The sequence below is a fragment of the Pedobacter cryoconitis genome, assembly GCF_014207135.1.
GTDB lineage: Bacteria > Bacteroidota > Bacteroidia > Sphingobacteriales > Sphingobacteriaceae > Pedobacter > Pedobacter cryoconitis_D.
Window position 1 is genome coordinate 275,036 of the sequence record NZ_JACHCC010000005.1, and the last position, 15,234, is coordinate 290,269.

At 42.3% G+C, this 15,234-nt stretch carries 14 protein-coding genes and 1 riboswitch; of the genes, 4 read left to right on the forward strand and 10 right to left on the reverse strand.

All coding sequences use genetic code 11. The features are described 5' to 3' along the window. Positions 1-2: 2 nt before the first annotated feature. Together HDF25_RS10930 and HDF25_RS10935 are read right to left on the reverse strand one after the other, a co-directional pair. Positions 3-1,331, reverse strand: coding sequence for a cytochrome ubiquinol oxidase subunit I (locus HDF25_RS10930; protein ID WP_184624796.1), 1,329 nt, complete (start codon positions 1,329-1,331; stop codon positions 3-5). A gap of 79 nt (positions 1,332-1,410) precedes the next feature. Beyond that, complete coding sequence (locus HDF25_RS10935; protein ID WP_184624797.1) at positions 1,411-2,688, reverse strand: NAD(P)/FAD-dependent oxidoreductase; 1,278 nt, start codon at positions 2,686-2,688, stop codon at positions 1,411-1,413. A gap of 128 nt (positions 2,689-2,816) precedes the next feature. On the opposite strand from HDF25_RS10935, the gene HDF25_RS10940 reads away from it, so the two are divergent. After that, positions 2,817-4,355 carry a putative Ig domain-containing protein gene (locus tag HDF25_RS10940; RefSeq protein WP_184624798.1) on the forward strand — a complete coding sequence of 513 codons (1,539 nt, stop codon included), beginning with the start codon at positions 2,817-2,819 and terminating at the stop codon, positions 4,353-4,355. A 52-nt stretch (positions 4,356-4,407) separates the two neighbouring features. Beyond that, positions 4,408-4,917, forward strand: coding sequence for a hypothetical protein (locus HDF25_RS10945; RefSeq protein WP_184624799.1), 510 nt, complete (start codon positions 4,408-4,410; stop codon positions 4,915-4,917). Positions 4,918-4,922: 5 nt separating this feature from the next. Here HDF25_RS10945 and HDF25_RS10950 read toward each other — a convergent pair whose 3' ends face one another. The 8 genes from HDF25_RS10950 to thiS form a co-directional block, all read right to left on the reverse strand. Beyond that, positions 4,923-7,613 carry an MGH1-like glycoside hydrolase domain-containing protein gene (locus HDF25_RS10950; RefSeq protein WP_184624800.1) on the reverse strand — a complete coding sequence of 897 codons (2,691 nt, stop codon included), beginning with the start codon at positions 7,611-7,613 and terminating at the stop codon, positions 4,923-4,925. A gap of 31 nt (positions 7,614-7,644) precedes the next feature. Then, positions 7,645-8,088: a hypothetical protein gene (locus HDF25_RS10955; RefSeq protein ID WP_184624801.1), complete on the reverse strand. Its 444-nt coding sequence runs from the start codon at positions 8,086-8,088 to the stop codon at positions 7,645-7,647. Next, positions 8,085-9,209, reverse strand: a complete 1,125-nt coding sequence (gene thiH, locus HDF25_RS10960; protein WP_184624802.1) for a 2-iminoacetate synthase ThiH — start codon at positions 9,207-9,209, stop codon at positions 8,085-8,087. Before thiH ends, HDF25_RS10955 begins: the two co-directional genes overlap by 4 nt. After that, positions 9,202-9,966, reverse strand: a complete 765-nt coding sequence (locus HDF25_RS10965) for a thiazole synthase (protein WP_184624803.1) — start codon at positions 9,964-9,966, stop codon at positions 9,202-9,204. The genes thiH and HDF25_RS10965 overlap by 8 nt, the downstream gene beginning before the upstream one ends. Beyond that, complete coding sequence (locus tag HDF25_RS10970) at positions 9,960-10,610, reverse strand: thiamine phosphate synthase (RefSeq protein ID WP_184624804.1); 651 nt, start codon at positions 10,608-10,610, stop codon at positions 9,960-9,962. Before HDF25_RS10970 ends, HDF25_RS10965 begins: the two co-directional genes overlap by 7 nt. Positions 10,611-10,617: 7 nt before the next feature. After that, positions 10,618-11,211, reverse strand: coding sequence for a thiamine phosphate synthase (locus tag HDF25_RS10975; protein ID WP_184624805.1), 594 nt, complete (start codon positions 11,209-11,211; stop codon positions 10,618-10,620). Then, positions 11,212-13,155: a phosphomethylpyrimidine synthase ThiC gene (gene thiC, locus HDF25_RS10980; protein WP_411267909.1), complete on the reverse strand. Its 1,944-nt coding sequence runs from the start codon at positions 13,153-13,155 to the stop codon at positions 11,212-11,214. 83 nt (positions 13,156-13,238) lie between these two features. Beyond that, positions 13,239-13,451 (reverse strand): sulfur carrier protein ThiS, encoded by a 213-nt coding sequence (gene thiS, locus HDF25_RS10985; RefSeq protein WP_260409359.1) that lies wholly within the window; start codon positions 13,449-13,451, stop codon positions 13,239-13,241. Positions 13,452-13,502: 51 nt separating this feature from the next. Further along, a riboswitch (TPP riboswitch) is annotated at positions 13,503-13,590 on the reverse strand. A gap of 143 nt (positions 13,591-13,733) precedes the next feature. On the opposite strand from thiS, the gene HDF25_RS10990 reads away from it, so the two are divergent. Next, entirely contained in the window at positions 13,734-14,384 is a 651-nt protein-coding gene (locus HDF25_RS10990; protein WP_184624808.1) for a FadR/GntR family transcriptional regulator, read from the forward strand. Between the two features lie 11 nt (positions 14,385-14,395). Further along, positions 14,396-15,229 carry a sulfite exporter TauE/SafE family protein gene (locus HDF25_RS10995; RefSeq protein WP_184624809.1) on the forward strand — a complete coding sequence of 278 codons (834 nt, stop codon included), beginning with the start codon at positions 14,396-14,398 and terminating at the stop codon, positions 15,227-15,229. Positions 15,230-15,234 lie beyond the last annotated feature (5 nt).

Genomic DNA, 15,234 nt, shown 5'->3' on the forward strand with positions numbered 1-15,234 from the left:
GGTTATTTGGTGTTTTTATCAGTGGAAGAATCATATAGTTTATCAACCATTTTAATCTGACGGAATAACAACAGACTTACAATAATGGCCAGGGAAATGTAAACAGCTGTAAAAAGATAAAAAGAGTAAGCAATTCCCGGCATAGGCGTAACCGCACTGGCCGTGCGCATGACCCCGTAAATGATCCAGGGCTGACGTCCGACTTCAGTCACCGTCCAGCCTGCTTCGAGCGCAAGAAATCCCATGGGGGTTGCAAGCACGAATAATTTAAGCATCCATTTACTTTCGTACCAGGTCCTTTTCTTCAGCAGGGCGATGAAATAAACCACTGCTATCCCCAGCATAGCCATCCCTAAACCGACCATAATCTGGAAAGCATAATGCACTACAGCTACAGGCGGATGATCTTCTTTCGGAATACTGTCTAATCCTTTGACTTCACCATTAAAATCACCGGTTGCCATAAAACTTAAGGCTTTAGGGATTTTCAAAGCATACTTAACGGTTTGGGTAGCGGTATCAGGAATTCCTCCGATAATTAAACCGGCCCCCTTTTCGGTATGAAAATGAGCTTCCATTGCAGCCAGTTTTGCAGGCTGACGGTGAGCTACATCTTTAGCCGAGATATCCCCACTTATAGGTTGCAGACAAGCCGCTACAGTACTGAATATGGCTGCTATCTGAAAAGCCTTACGGTGGAACTGTACATTCTGTCCTTTCAGGATCATCAGGGCATGTACACCTGCAACGGCAAAACCAGTGGATACGAAGGCAGCCACACACATATGTAAAGCCTGTGAGAACCAGGCCTCATTAAACATGGCCTTCATCGGGTCTATGTTCAGGTATTGCCCACCGATAAAATCAAATCCCGCCGGGCTGTTCATCCAGGCATTAGCTGCCACAACCAGAATACCCGAAAGCAATCCGCTGATACCGACAATAACGCCGGTAAACCAATGAAACCAGGGATGAAAACGGTTCCATCCATAAAGATAAAATCCAAGGGCTATCGCTTCTATAAAAAATGCGGTTCCTTCCAGCGAGAAAGGCATCCCGAAAATCGGCCCTGCATGTTCCATAAATTTAGGCCAGAGCAGCCCGAGTTCAAAAGACAAAACTGTTCCCGAAACAGCACCGGTAGCAAAGAAAATTGCAACACCTTTACTCCATGCCTTAGTGACATCGAGATAAACAGCTTTTTTTCTTTTTAACCAGAGATAATGAGCAGTACACATGAAGAACGGCATAACCATTCCGATACAGGAGAAAACAATGTGGAAGCCTAGTGAAAAGGCCATTTGGAGTCGCGCGGCTAAGAAATCATCCATGTAACAAATGTAATAGTTATGCCTTATGAACCTATGGAACGGGCCGTTTAAATTGCTTGAAAAATGTAATATTAGCGGATTACAATTGCTTAACGCTGGGCCGGACAATCATACGTAATGACTGATCTTTGGTAAAATAAGCGATCATCCAGTTATAAAGTGTTTTAACCCTGTTTCCTGTATTAATCAGAGAGATCAGGTGTATAAACAACCACATCACCCAGGCGATAAACCCACTGAAGAACAATTTGGGTTTTGGAAGATCGGCAACGGCCTTATTTCTACCTATAATAGCCATAGTCCCTTTATCTACATAACTGAATACTTTCAAATTCTGCCCTTCACTCTTCCGGATCATATTTTTCCCCAGATTATCCCCCTGCTGGATGGCGACCTGTGCCAGTTGCGGATGTCCCTGCGGAAAAGCAGGATCTGTCAGCTGAATACAGGTATCGCCTATGGCATAAATATCTGTTAAACCCAGGACCTGGTTGAATTCATCCACCTTTAACCGTTTTCCTCTTCCATAAGCTTCATCGGGCATCCCTTTAAAGGTCATCGCAGTAACGCCGGCTGCCCAGATCAGGTTTTTGGAGGCGATAGTACTCCCATCGGCAAATTGAATAGTATCTGCCACAAAATCTTTCACCATCATATTCAGCCTGACCTTCACTCCCATCTTCATCAGGGTATCATAGGTATATTGCTGTGATTTTTCACTCATAGGTGCCAATAACGTTTTTACACCATCTACCAGATAGATTTCACCGCCAGCACCTTTAAGCTCAGGATAATCTTTAGAAAGAATAGTTTTTTTCATTTCAGCAAACATCCCTGAAATCTCCACCCCTGTAGGGCCGCCACCAGCTACCACTACAGTCAGCAGCTTTTTCCGTTCTACAGGATCTTGTTCACGTGAAGCTTCCTCCAGGCGTTCCAGTAAAGTATTACGCATCTGAAGCGCATCAGCAACAGTCTTCATCGGAATGGAATATTTTGCGACATTTTCCATCCCAAAATAATTACTCTCACAGCCTGTGGCAAAAACCAGATAATCATAACTGATTTCACCGGTAGAAAGGATCGCTTTCTTTTGTTCAGGCAGAACTTCGAGCAATTCCCCCAGCCTGAACATAAAGTTCTTCTTTCCTCTGAAAAGCTTACGGAACGGGTAGGTAATATTGGAGGTTTCCAGATACCCGGTAGCAACCTGATAAAGTAATGGCGGAAAGAAATTGTAGTTATTTTTATCTACAAGGACTATATCGAAAGCTTCATGATCAGCTAGTTTTTTCGCCAGGTTAACGCCGGCGAAACCGCCGCCAACTACGACTATCTTTTGAGGGGTATGCTTCATATACGAATGGATTAACGCTAGCTTTAAAACAGTCAGTAAGACACTAAGTTTTAAAAAACAGAATAATATTTTGTATGTGGTGCATCAAATAAAGCCGTAACTTATAGCTTTTTAAGCCCTGACCACTTATGAAGTATAACCTGCTCTTATTTTTCACCTTCTGGATAAATGTAAGTCTTGCACAAGTAGATAAACCACAGCTAAATAATGTAACTTTTTTCGGCACCCGGACGGGAAAGGATTTTTTTTATCAGATTCCGGTAAGCGGAAAAAGACCGTTAAAAATACAACTACAGCATTTACCTGCCGGGGTTTCGTTTGATGCGGAAAAAGGGATTATCTCTGGAAAACTGGAGAAAGACGGCCAGTACAAAATAAAAATAAACGTAGCGAACAAATCTGGTAATGACAGTCGCGATTTAACGCTCGTTGCCGGAGATAAACTAGCCCTGACACCCCCCATGGGCTGGAGCAGCTGGTATAGTTACGGGAGAAAGGTAAAAGAAGAAGATATTCTGAGAACTGCAAAACTGATGAAACAATATGGGCTGGATCAATATGGATGGAGTATTCTTGAAATCGATGATCCCTGGACCAACCAGCCTGGCGAGAAGGATCCGGTGTGGTCTGCCTTTAAAGATAAACCAGACAACAAGGTTTATGAATATCATGAAGGTCCCGGAAATTTAACAGACCGCGTGGGATTAACCCGCGATCAGGATGGCACAATTATTCCGAACCAGTATTTTAAAAATATCGGACAAACGGTAAAGGACATTCATAATTTAGGTTTTAAGGTTGGCATTTATAGTTCTCCGGGCCCCTTAACCTGTGGAGGAGTAGCAGGGAGTTACCAGCACGAGCAGCAGGATGCGGAATATTTCGCAAAAACAGGTTTTGATTACCTTAAATATGACTGGTGCAGTTATGGCATTTTCGCCAAAGACAATTCTATAACGGAATTAAAGAAACCTTATGAGTTAATGGGAAAAGCGCTCAAAAGCCAACCGAGAGATATTATTTTTTCTTTATGTCAGTATGGTATGGGTGATGTCTGGAAATGGGGATTTGAAACTGATGGACAATTATGGAGAACCGGCGGTGATGTAAGGGATAACTGGAAATCAATTTATAGTGCTTTTAAACTGCTGGCTGATAAGAGTGCCTATGTTAAGCCCGGCAGATGGAATGATCCTGATATTTTACAGATCGGTGCAGTAGGTGCCGAAAGCAGGTCTGGTAATAGCAATCACCTGAATAACCAGGAACAAACTACTTTAATGAGTATGTGGTGCCTGTTAAGTTCTCCGCTTTTAATCGGAGCAAACCTCGAGCACATGGACCCTTTTACGCTTTCCCTGCTCACTAATAATGAAGTCATCGCTATTAATCAGGATGCGTTGGGCAAAGCTGCAAACCTCAAATATACTTTTCCTAATCAGGTAGAGATCTGGAGCAAAGATTTGTATGGAGGCGGAGTTACTGTCGGGCTCTTAAATCCGGCAGATCAGGAAAAGGAAATTAAATTTCCATTTACACTGATTGGCAAAAAAGGACGTTATCAGGTAAGAGATTTGTGGAAGAAAAAAATGATCGGCACTGGCCTCAAAGAGATCCAGGCAAAGATTCCGCCACATGGAATTTTACTGATCAGCCTGAAAGAGTAACAGGCAGATTACCCGGAATCCGGTCTGATTTTATTAAGTTTACAAAAAAAAGATGAGTTCAGAAGATCAACCAGCAGCAGCTATTTTGTTATTCAACAAAGGGAAATATGTATTTACAGACAATTTAACTGAAGTACATCCTGAAGGTGTAAGCGTTCCTTTCTTTTCTGCAAAAGCGATTTTAATAACAACTGAAAATGACCAGCTACACGGAGATATAGCCGCTGTTAAGATCAGTGACCTGATCCTGAAGCAATCCAGTTATATCGATGAGAATGGAAAAGTGCTGGAAGCACATAAATTATATACCTGGCCACGTAACCTGGGCAGTAATGCGCAATGGGCGGCCTGTAAAAGAGAATTTCTGGACGAGTTTGTCTTAAACTTTCCTATTGAAATTATCTCTTTGCAGGAATCAGGTGGGGTAACCTGGAGATATATAACCCCTGAAAACTTTAAAAATTTCCCTGGAGATATCCAGGCTTCTTCCGGTTTTCAGGAGTTTGCACGGCATCAGGGCGAGTATTTCTTTTTACGCCGCCCTTTAAATGAGCCAAAGTAATATTGTTATTTTATTCTGATTAACCTCATGTAATCCAACATGGCCTGATTGATCTCGCCATTCATATTTTCATTCCAGGTTTCAAAAGAAAGGTTGAACGTATGTTCCCCTTTCTTTAGTTTTACCGGATTGACATTACTGAATCCCCAGTCAGACCACTCTTGTTTTCCACGCTGAGGGAAGACAAAGGTTCCTGCGAATAATCCGTCTACCATGAAGGTTCTGATAGCACATTTATTCTCTGTATTGGTTGGCCCGTTTCCATTGGCATAACGGAAGTCAATGGCATACGTACCATCTTCAGGTATATTTACTTTAATGGCGATAACTGCATTCTTCGTTTTACTGATCTCAATAAAACCATTTCCGGTATATCCCTGGTAAGGAAGATCTGATTTTGGCGCTATCTTTTCCATTCCGATCTTTTCTACTGCTGCTGTATCGATAATCAGAACAGGTTCACTGGCAAAAGAAGGCACTTCATTTTTGTCTATTGCAATCACCTGGTATTCTCCGCTTAGCTTAGCCGCGTAATTCAGACCGTTAGTTCTCAGGGTTTCTTCCCCATTACGAAGTACACTGTAAGTTTGCGCCCCGTCTACCTTGTCCCAGCTAAAAGAATTCTCCCCATTCCTGATCACTAAAGGTGCGACAACAGAGAAATAATCTTTAGCATGATCCACCTTACCTTTTTCTAATTTGTTATCAGCCAGAACAATTACGACAGCGTGTCTACCTGTTACGTTTGCAGGAATTTTTGCCTGTGGCAGGATTTTACCGTCCAGGGTAATAGATTTGATGATATTACCATATCCACTCAGTTTAATATCCAGTATCGCTTTGCGGTATTTAAAATTACTTAATGTCCGTTCTCCTTTCAGAACTTCAGGGATGAATGGTTTGAATACTAATCCATTTTCCTGGATATCTATCCCAAACAAAACTTTATAGACCAGACTGATGTTTCCAGCCAGGCTCCACAACATATTACTGGAGTTGACTTGTGTACCGGCAAAATCTCCTGTAGTAGAAACAAAATTCTCTTTATTGGTCAGGAATAATGCCGCAGGGCGATAAATAGCACTCATACTTTGAACCAATGCTTCGGCATTGCCTGTTTTGGCAGCAGCAAGCGACCAGTAGGCTTGTACAAAAGGCCATACAGCATTATTATGATAAGGAGGAATATTTGGGATCTGGGGATAAATACAAGGGATACCAAAATTAGTCACAGGTGTACTGGCGACTACAGTTTTTTGTCTTTCCTGATCTGCGATGTCAAATAAAACTGTCAGCGCCTCACCTAATGCCTCAGAACGGGGAGATAATATCTTAAACTGTCTGCCGTATAAATATTGCCCGTAATACCCTTTTTCCGGTATCCATAGATGGGTATTAATAGCTTTTTTCAATTGTGAAGCTATAGCTGAATATTTGTCCGCCGCTGCCTGGTCTTTCATCAGTACAGCCATCTGTGAGAGCACATGGTTAGTCTGATAATGTACAGCATTGGTACCGAGGTTTTCTGAAGAATAGATATCAGCAGACTGCATCCATTTTGGATAAGTCTGATCTCTCCAGTCAAGGAAAGAAGATTCACCTCTGACCAGACCGGTCTGAGGATCATAAACGTTTTTCAGATCGTCTTCTACCGAATTTTTAATAATCCGGTAGGCCTTAGCTAACCAGGCCTGATCACCTGTAGTTTTATAAACTTCCCAGGCAGCAACGGCCCAGATCATTCTGTCTGAAGATACTGGCCATGAACCTCCGGTTCCTGTATCCTGAATTACCCGCTCATTTTTTACTTTTCTCAACAAGCTATATTGGGCAACCTTAGGCTGGAGGGTAGCCATGGATAAGATAATACTATAGCTGATATCCCTGGTCCAGACTCCTGCCCACTCTTTTCCTGTTCTGAATGTACTATCTGGTTCCACTGCATTTTCCATCTCTTCTAAAGCGAGATTATAGAGTGCATCCATCATCGGGACATCAGATTTATAAGCCGGAAAAGCAGAGATGTTTTTTGTCAGCTGCCAGGCAGAAGCTGTAGTCTTTTTTTCTTTTGCTTTATTCATTTCAAGGGTTACGGTATAAATACCGTCCCCATCCGGATCTTTTAATTCCAGTTCCTTGTGATTCGACAGGTTATCAAAATCCCAGATCAGCGGACTGATACTCCCAGCCACAAAAACACCTTTAAAATCTGCTTTATAAATTTTGGTACCATCAAAAGTGGCATAAAAACCTTTGTCCGCAAAGGCTGCCATTACCTCACGCATATCTAAGCGGATGGTAAATTTGGTATCCGGCTTCAGGAAAACTCCTTTCGCAGCCAGGTCCTTTCCGGTAAACTGTTGCCCGAACCGGATGACAGGAGTTTCAAATTTTCCATTTGCTGCGATAATACTAATCTGGTGGTTCTTTCCCGAAACCATTTCATTATCCTTACCATTAATACTGAACTTAAAGGATAAGACCGGACTGATTTCTAAATTAACCGGGCTCTGATAATTCGAGTGCAGCGCTGTTGAAGATAATGCTGTCGCTTCAAATGTTCCTTGTGTAACCTTACTTTTTGATAAATTATAGCTATCAGACTGAAAGATATTATCCATAGGTTTTTGAGCCTTAGTGGTAGTGAAAGAGAGCAATAATAAAGAAGGAACGGCAATTTTACAAAGTCTGGTCATATTTATTGATATATAACCACAAAAGTATAATTTATTTATCCATGCTGGTATAACGATCGGCCGCAATTCCAAAAAGAAGGATTGAACCGATAAAGAATAGTAATCCAAAAAAAACATATCCTCTTTTTGGAATTAACTTTTCATATTTAGTTTCGATAATTTCAAAATTGCTCAGGAAATAATGCTTTCCATTCAGATAAGTGAACGCAAAAATCATTGGAAAGCTGAGGGCCAGCATAATAGGATTTATACTAAAATGTATCCTCCATATTCCAAGCTGAAGAAAAATAGTCATTGCAATGATGGCGTAAAACATCGCCAGTCCGAAACAGGCCCTGTCAATCCGTTTATCCTCCCGGTTATAGAGTACTATTGAATAGTAACAGTAGAAAATAAAATTATTCAGGGGTTTAAGCATACTGGCTTCGAATTTAAGTAAAAAAGCCAGCGCCGCCTGAAATTTTATTTCATTCAATGAGGATTTATCAGCGATTGGTCCCAGTCTTTCCACACCGCTTCATAACCTCTTCCTTTTAGCATGGTCACGATCTCAGCTGTGCTCCTTTCATCAGAAATTTCAAACTGCTCCAAAGATTCGGGCTCAACGGCATATCCTCCTGGGTTAGTCTTAGATCCCGCGCTCATCGACGTAATTCCCAGATTAATAATATGATCACGGAACACAGTCGACTCCCTGGTAGAAATAGACAGCTCTACTTCCTCATTAAATAGACGGTAAGCACAAATCAGCTGCACCAGCTCCTTATCAGACATCTCCACTTTTGGCTCCAGCCCCCCGCTAAACGGCCGCAGGCGTGGGAATGATAAACTATATTTACTTTTCCAGTACTTTTTCTCAAGGTAATTCAGATGCAGTGCTGTAAAAAAAGAATCTGTCCTCCAGTCTTCCAAACCGATCAGTACGCCTAATCCCATTTTATGTACTCCCGCCCTTCCCAGTCTGTCGGGTGTTTCGAGCCGGTACTCAAAATTGGATTTCTTTCCTTTCGGGTGATGCTTCTTATAATCCTCTCTATGGTAGGTCTCCTGATAAACCAAAACAGTATTTAAACCTAAAGGTATCAGTTCCTCGTAATCCTCCTGGTCCAGGGGCTGTACCTCCATTGAAATATGAGCAAAGTGTGGCCGGAGCAATTTCAGCACATCTTTAAAATAAGCAGTATGTACAGATTGGTTCGCCTCGCCGGTAACCAGTAAAACATGATCATACCCCATCTTTTTCAAGACAGCTACTTCCTGCATGATCTCTATAGGCGACAGGGTTTTACGTCTGACCTTGTTATCATAACTGAAACCACAATAAGTGCATATATTATTACACTCATTGGAAAGATAAAGCGGAACATAAAGCTGTATCACTTTACCAAAACGTTTCAGGGTAATTTGTCTGCTCAGCTGGGCCATCTGTTCCAGATAAGGTGCCGCAGCCGGAGAGATCAATGCTTTAAAATCTTCCAGCGTCCTTTTACTGCTCCCTAAAGCACGTTCAACGTCCTGAGCAGTTTTGGCATAGATACTCTCGCTGGTTTGCGTCCAGCTATAGGTTTCAAAGAGTGTATTGAAATTATCAGTCATCCAGAAAAGAAGTTAAAGGGCTGCTCGACACAGCAAATGAATTTACAGAACCTAATTTTGCTTCAAAAGCCATTCTACCGGCAATTACAGCCATTTTAAAAGCCTCTGCCATGCGAACAGGGTCACTGGAAACTGCTATAGCGGTATTGACCAGTACTGCATCGGCCCCTATTTCCATGGCTTTTGCGGCATCAGAAGGAGAACCTATTCCGGCATCCACGATCACTGGTACATTACTCTGGCTGATGATGATTTCCAGGAAATCTATCGTCTTTAATCCCTTATTACTTCCAATGGGTGAACCTAAGGGCATGACTGCCGAAGTTCCGGCATCTTCCAGGTGTTTACATAAAACAGGATCAGCATGGATATAAGGCAATACAATGAAACCCAGTTTGGCCAGCTCCTGCGTAGCTTTCAGCGTTTCTATCGCATCTGGCATCAGATATTTCGGATCAGGATGAATTTCCAGCTTGATCCAGTTTGTTTCGAGTGCTTCTCTTGCCATTTGGGCAGCAAAAACAGCTTCTTTTGCATTTCTGACTCCCGAAGTATTAGGTAGCAGGTTCATCTGCGGATAATCCAGATGACGAAGGATATCATCATCTCCATCCTTTAAATCCACTCTTTTTAGGGCTACTGTAACCAATTCTGAACCAGAAGCCAGTAGTGCATTTTCCATGAGTTCTGCCGAACTGAACTTACCAGTCCCGGTAAACAACCTTGAATTAAATACTTTATCTGCGATCTTTAACATGTCTTTTGTGTTGAATTAAGATTTATTTCACGGTAAAGCTGATTAACATTTTCCGTAGAATTCCCCTCCTGTGTCAGCAGGCCAGAAACTGCAATACCATATATCCCGGTTTCCAGGATGGGTTTAATATCAGTCAGTCCGATCCCGCCTATAGCGATGATGGGTGTCTTTATGCCTGCATCACTGACTTGCTTCATGAGCTGCAAGTAACCTCCAAGTCCCAGAACCGGGCTTAAGTTCTTCTTGGTCGTCGTAAAACGAAAAGGTCCCAGGCCAATATAATCAGCTTCTTCTTCTACTCTTCTGCAGATATCTGCAAAAGTATTCGCGGTGCCGCCTATACACTTATCTTTTCCCAGAAGCGCCCTTGCTTCAGGAACCGGCATATCATCTAAACCAAGATGTACCCCATATGCACCAGCCGAAAGCACAATCTCCGGATAGTCATTCACTATCAGTTTTGCGCCATACTTTAAGCATAAATGGTTAGCCTCAATGGCCAGTTCAAGTACAACATGTTCAGGCTGTTCTTTGACCCTGAGCTGTATCCATTTGCCGCCGGAGCTTAATACCTCTTCTATAGCAGTCAGATGGGTACCCTTCGCGGGGGCTTGTGATATATAATGTAACTGATCGATTATCATGATGGTTTTATACTGATTTTAACATTTTTTCAAATTCTTTTAATGCGGATGGCGGATGGTTCCAGATTGACCCAAGTATAACGGCTCCATGGAAATTCATCCTTTTCAAATCTCCTAACCGGTGCGCAGTAATCCCACCTATGGCAAAAATCTTTAAACCGCCAGGTACACCGGATAAATAGAAATCTTTAGGTATGGTACTTAAATAACCAGGTTTGGAAATGCTGTTAAATACAGGGCCAAAGAAAACATAATCGAGGAAAGCTGTATCTGCCGGAACCTCCCATTGATGAACGGAACGGCTTAAACGGAATCCACTGGTAAAAAGTTCTATTTTTCTTTGTCCCGTAGTGCAAGACCATAATTTTTCGGGAAAGTGAAGCCGCATAATAGAGAACTCATCTGCCAGTTCATGGTGCTGATGAATAGAAATATCCTGATAGTAAAGCGGGTTTATTTCATTCATCAGCGCCCTGAATTTAGCAACGTCATTTTCCGGTTTCCGAAGATGTAGTAAGCGAAGACCTGCACCAAAAAGCGCATTGATCAACTCTCCTTCTCCCGGAAAGTAATCTGGACGGGTAATGACAATCAGTTCCATTTATAAATAAATTTCGCTTCCCTTTTCAGTGAATTCGCGCGATTTCTCTTCCATTCCTCTGGCCAGGGCTTCAGCTTCTTCCACACCTTGTTTAGCTGCATATTCCCTGACATCCTGCGTGATTTTCATCGAACAGAAATTGGGCCCGCACATTGAACAGAAATGAGCAATTTTAGCGCCATCCGCAGGTAAGGTCTCATCATGAAACTCTTTAGCTGTATCGGGATCAAGGGACAGGTTAAACTGATCCTCCCATCTGAATTCAAATCTTGCTTTACTCAGTGCATTATCACGGTACTGGGCACCCGGATGACCCTTGGCAAGATCCGCAGCATGGGCAGCAATCTTATAGGTGATTACACCGTCTTTTACATCTTTTTTATTAGGTAAACCCAGGTGTTCTTTTGGTGTTACATAACATAACATCGCCGTTCCATACCAGCCAATCATCGCTGCGCCGATAGCTGAAGTAATGTGATCATATCCTGGGGCAATATCCGTTGTCAATGGCCCTAAGGTATAGAAAGGGGCTTCTCCGCAATGTTCCAGCTGTTTTTCCATATTCTCCTTGATCATATGCATCGGCACATGTCCCGGCCCTTCTATAATGGTCTGTACATCATGTTTCCAGGCGATTTTAGTCAGTTCACCTAAAGTTTCCAACTCTGCAAACTGCGCTGCATCGTTAGCATCGGCTAAACATCCTGGTCTTAGGCCGTCCCCCAGTGAAAACGCTACATCGTAGGCCTTCATAATCTGACAGATCTCTTCGAAATGGGTATAAAGGAAACTTTCCTGATGATGTGCCAGACACCATTTAGCCATAATTGACCCACCCCTGGATACAATACCGGTAATTCTTTTGGCTGTCAGCGGTATATAACGCAGTAAAACCCCGGCATGGATCGTAAAATAATCCACACCCTGCTCGGCTTGCTCAATCAGTGTATCCCTGAACAATTCCCAGGTCAGGTCTTCGGCCTTTCCATTTACTTTTTCTAAAGCCTGGTAAATGGGAACAGTGCCTATAGGTACTGGAGAATTACGGATAATCCATTCTCTGGTTTCATGGATATTTTTACCGGTCGACAGATCCATAATGGTATCCGCTCCCCAGCGACAAGCCCAGACAGCCTTTTCTACTTCTTCCTCAATACTCGAAGTCACTGCCGAATTACCGATATTCGCATTAATTTTAACCAGGAAATTACGGCCGATAATCATAGGCTCTGATTCCGGATGATTAATATTGGAAGGGATAACAGCTCTTCCACAGGCTACTTCTTCCCTTACAAAATCAGGTGTGATATGTCCTTTAGGCGTATTTGCTCCGAAACTGTTTCCCTGATGCTGATGGGCCATAGATTCAGCCTGCGCTCCCTGCTCTTTATTCCATAAATCTATCCTTTGATTTTCTCTGATAGCGATGTACTCCATCTCGGGCGTAATGATTCCTTTTCTCGCATAGTGCATCTGTGAAACATTATGTCCTTCTTTTGCCCGGTAAGGAGAATGCTGAAAAGCAAAACGCAATTGATCCAGGGATGGGTCTGCCAGTCTCTGGGCACCGTAAGCAGAAGTAATCTGATCCAGTTTCTCTACATCTCCCCTGTCTGTAATCCATTTTTCTCTGATCCTGGCTAAACCGGCTTTCACATCTATCTCTACGTTGGGATCGGTATACGGTCCACTGGTATCATAAACAGTTACAGAAGGGTTTTTCTCCGTCAGACCGAAACCGTTATGTATTTTAGTTTCACTCAGACTGATTTCACGCATGGCAACTTCAATATCATGAAGCTCACCTTTTACAAAAACCTTACGGGATGCCGGAAAGGGTGTTCTGCTGATGACCTGGCCATCTGGAATTTTTTCTACTTTCATCTGTATATATTTATTGTTTTTTATTTGCCAGATGGATCCTTTGATGATTAAAATAATCATTGCCCTGCGTGCTTAATGATTATTTTAATCCTGTCGGATTCATCGTTATATGATTTATTTTTTAACAAACAGAAATTTGGAAATTACCCGCCCTGGGTCGCTTTGATCAGCATGACCTGGTCACCGGGCTGAAGATGATATACAGACCAGTCAGTTTTAGACACAATAGACTGATTGACAGCTACCGCAATACCGCTCCCTGGAATTTGTAAAACAGCCGTCAAAAGCTGCACTACAGAACATGGAACAGCAACAGAATAAGTTTGATGATTTACAGTAATTTCCATTCTTTTCATTTTTAACAACGATAGGAATGACCTGTATAAGGAACCGAAAGCACGCAATGGAGTTGCAGCTTCACTTTTCCCTTCGGCAGTACTAACTGCATCAGGTTCAAAGGGTATATCTCAGCACAAGGCACCCCTAAAGTTTTTTGTAAACCTATAACATTTTTGATAAGAAACGAAATTTATTAAAAAATCAGATTTTAAGATTTGTCTTTCAAGGGTAACTTTTGTATTACAAACATCTGATGTTTAAAGTCATTACATACCTTTGAAACATCAGATGTTTAAACCATGCAAAGAACTAATCTCTCCGACAAAGTCATCAACGCCCTGAAAAACGACATTGCGTCTGGAAAACTAAAAAAAGGGGCACGGATTCCGGCAGAACCGGAACTGATGGAACGTTATGAAGTAGGCCGCTCTACGATCAGGGAAGCCATAAAGACACTGGCCATTTCAGGAATCCTGAAAGTACAGCAAGGGTCAGGGACTTTTGTCGCTTCTAAAATAAAAGACGAGACACTTACCCAGCGGTTACGCCGGGCAGATTTTGAAGAAATAAATACCGTTCGTTCCTTACTGGAAAAAGAAATCGTAAGACTGGCTTGTCAGAACCGGACGGCTAGTGATATATCCAAAATGCTTCATTGCCTGGAGTTGCGAAAAAAAGCTATCGTAGCTGATCAGCAGCAAAAATGCACAGATGCAGATATTGCCTTTCACATCAGTGTTGCCAAAGCCTCAGGAAACCAGGTTTTGTTAGACCTGTACCAGAGTTTCACTTCGGTGATCCGTAATTTCTTTGCAAAGCGAAAAGAGGAAAACATGATTCAGTTTGCTAAAAGCCATCAGTGGCATGAAGAACTGGCACAGGCTATCAAAGAGCAGGATCAGCAGGCTGCACAACAGCTTATACAAACCTTATTAGACAACAATTATTAAACAAATAAATCATGACAATTTTAACCTTTACGCTGATCCTGTTATTAGGCGCGTACCTAGCCGGGCTTGCCGGTTCACTGACCGGTTTGGGTGGTGGTGTGGTAGTTATCCCATTACTGACATTGTTTTTTCACGTTGATATCCGGTATGCTATCGGTGCGGCACTGGTTGCTTCGATTGCGACTTCTTCCGGATCAGCAAGTGCTTATGTCAAAGAAGGGATTACCAATATCCGTCTGGGGATGTTTCTCGAAATTGCAACCACTGCCGGAGCAGTAATGGGAGCCGTGCTGGCTATTTATACGCCCGTAAATATAGTAGCGATTCTTTTCGGCGTGACACTCATTTTTTCTGCGGCAATGACTCTGAGAAAAAAACATGAAGGAGCCTTAACTGAAGGTAGTAAACTTTCCTATACCTTGAAACTCAACAGCAGCTACCCTACCCCTGAAGGTGTGGTCGATTATAAACTAAAAAACATAGGTGGTGGCTTTTCTATTATGACTCTTGCCGGTATGTTATCAGGTTTATTAGGTATAGGATCGGGTGCTTTAAAGGTGCTGGCAATGGATAGTGCGATGCGGGTACCTTTCAGAGTAAGTACTACAACCAGTAATTTCATGGTTGGTGTAACAGCTGCTGCCAGTGCAGTAGTGTATTTACAAAGAGGTTATATTGATCCCGGAATTGCTTTTCCTGTAATTATTGGTGTACTGGCAGGTGCATTTACAGGCTCTAAACTACTGATGAAACTGGATGTGAAATTATTAAAAATCATCTTCAGTATTGCGATTACGATTATCGCCATCAATATGATATACAATGGTTTTAATCATAAATTCTAAACAGG

Coding starts and splice junctions, on each gene's coding strand:
- HDF25_RS10935 (WP_184624797.1), bottom strand. CDS start 2,688: ATGAAGCATACCCCTCAAAAGATAGTCGTAGTTGGCGGCGGTTTCGCC.
- HDF25_RS10945 (WP_184624799.1), top strand. CDS start 4,408: ATGAGTTCAGAAGATCAACCAGCAGCAGCTATTTTGTTATTCAACAAA.
- HDF25_RS10970 (WP_184624804.1), bottom strand. CDS start 10,610: ATGATAATCGATCAGTTACATTATATATCACAAGCCCCCGCGAAGGGT.
- HDF25_RS10990 (WP_184624808.1), top strand. CDS start 13,734: ATGCAAAGAACTAATCTCTCCGACAAAGTCATCAACGCCCTGAAAAAC.
- thiH (WP_184624802.1), bottom strand. CDS start 9,209: ATGACTGATAATTTCAATACACTCTTTGAAACCTATAGCTGGACGCAA.
- HDF25_RS10975 (WP_184624805.1), bottom strand. CDS start 11,211: ATGGAACTGATTGTCATTACCCGTCCAGATTACTTTCCGGGAGAAGGA.
- thiS (WP_260409359.1), bottom strand. CDS start 13,451: ATGAAAAGAATGGAAATTACTGTAAATCATCAAACTTATTCTGTTGCT.
- HDF25_RS10930 (WP_184624796.1), bottom strand. CDS start 1,331: ATGGATGATTTCTTAGCCGCGCGACTCCAAATGGCCTTTTCACTAGGC.
- HDF25_RS10995 (WP_184624809.1), top strand. CDS start 14,396: ATGACAATTTTAACCTTTACGCTGATCCTGTTATTAGGCGCGTACCTA.
- thiC (WP_411267909.1), bottom strand. CDS start 13,155: ATGATTATTTTAATCATCAAAGGATCCATCTGGCAAATAAAAAACAAT.
- HDF25_RS10965 (WP_184624803.1), bottom strand. CDS start 9,966: ATGTTAAAGATCGCAGATAAAGTATTTAATTCAAGGTTGTTTACCGGG.
- HDF25_RS10950 (WP_184624800.1), bottom strand. CDS start 7,613: ATGACCAGACTTTGTAAAATTGCCGTTCCTTCTTTATTATTGCTCTCT.
- HDF25_RS10940 (WP_184624798.1), top strand. CDS start 2,817: ATGAAGTATAACCTGCTCTTATTTTTCACCTTCTGGATAAATGTAAGT.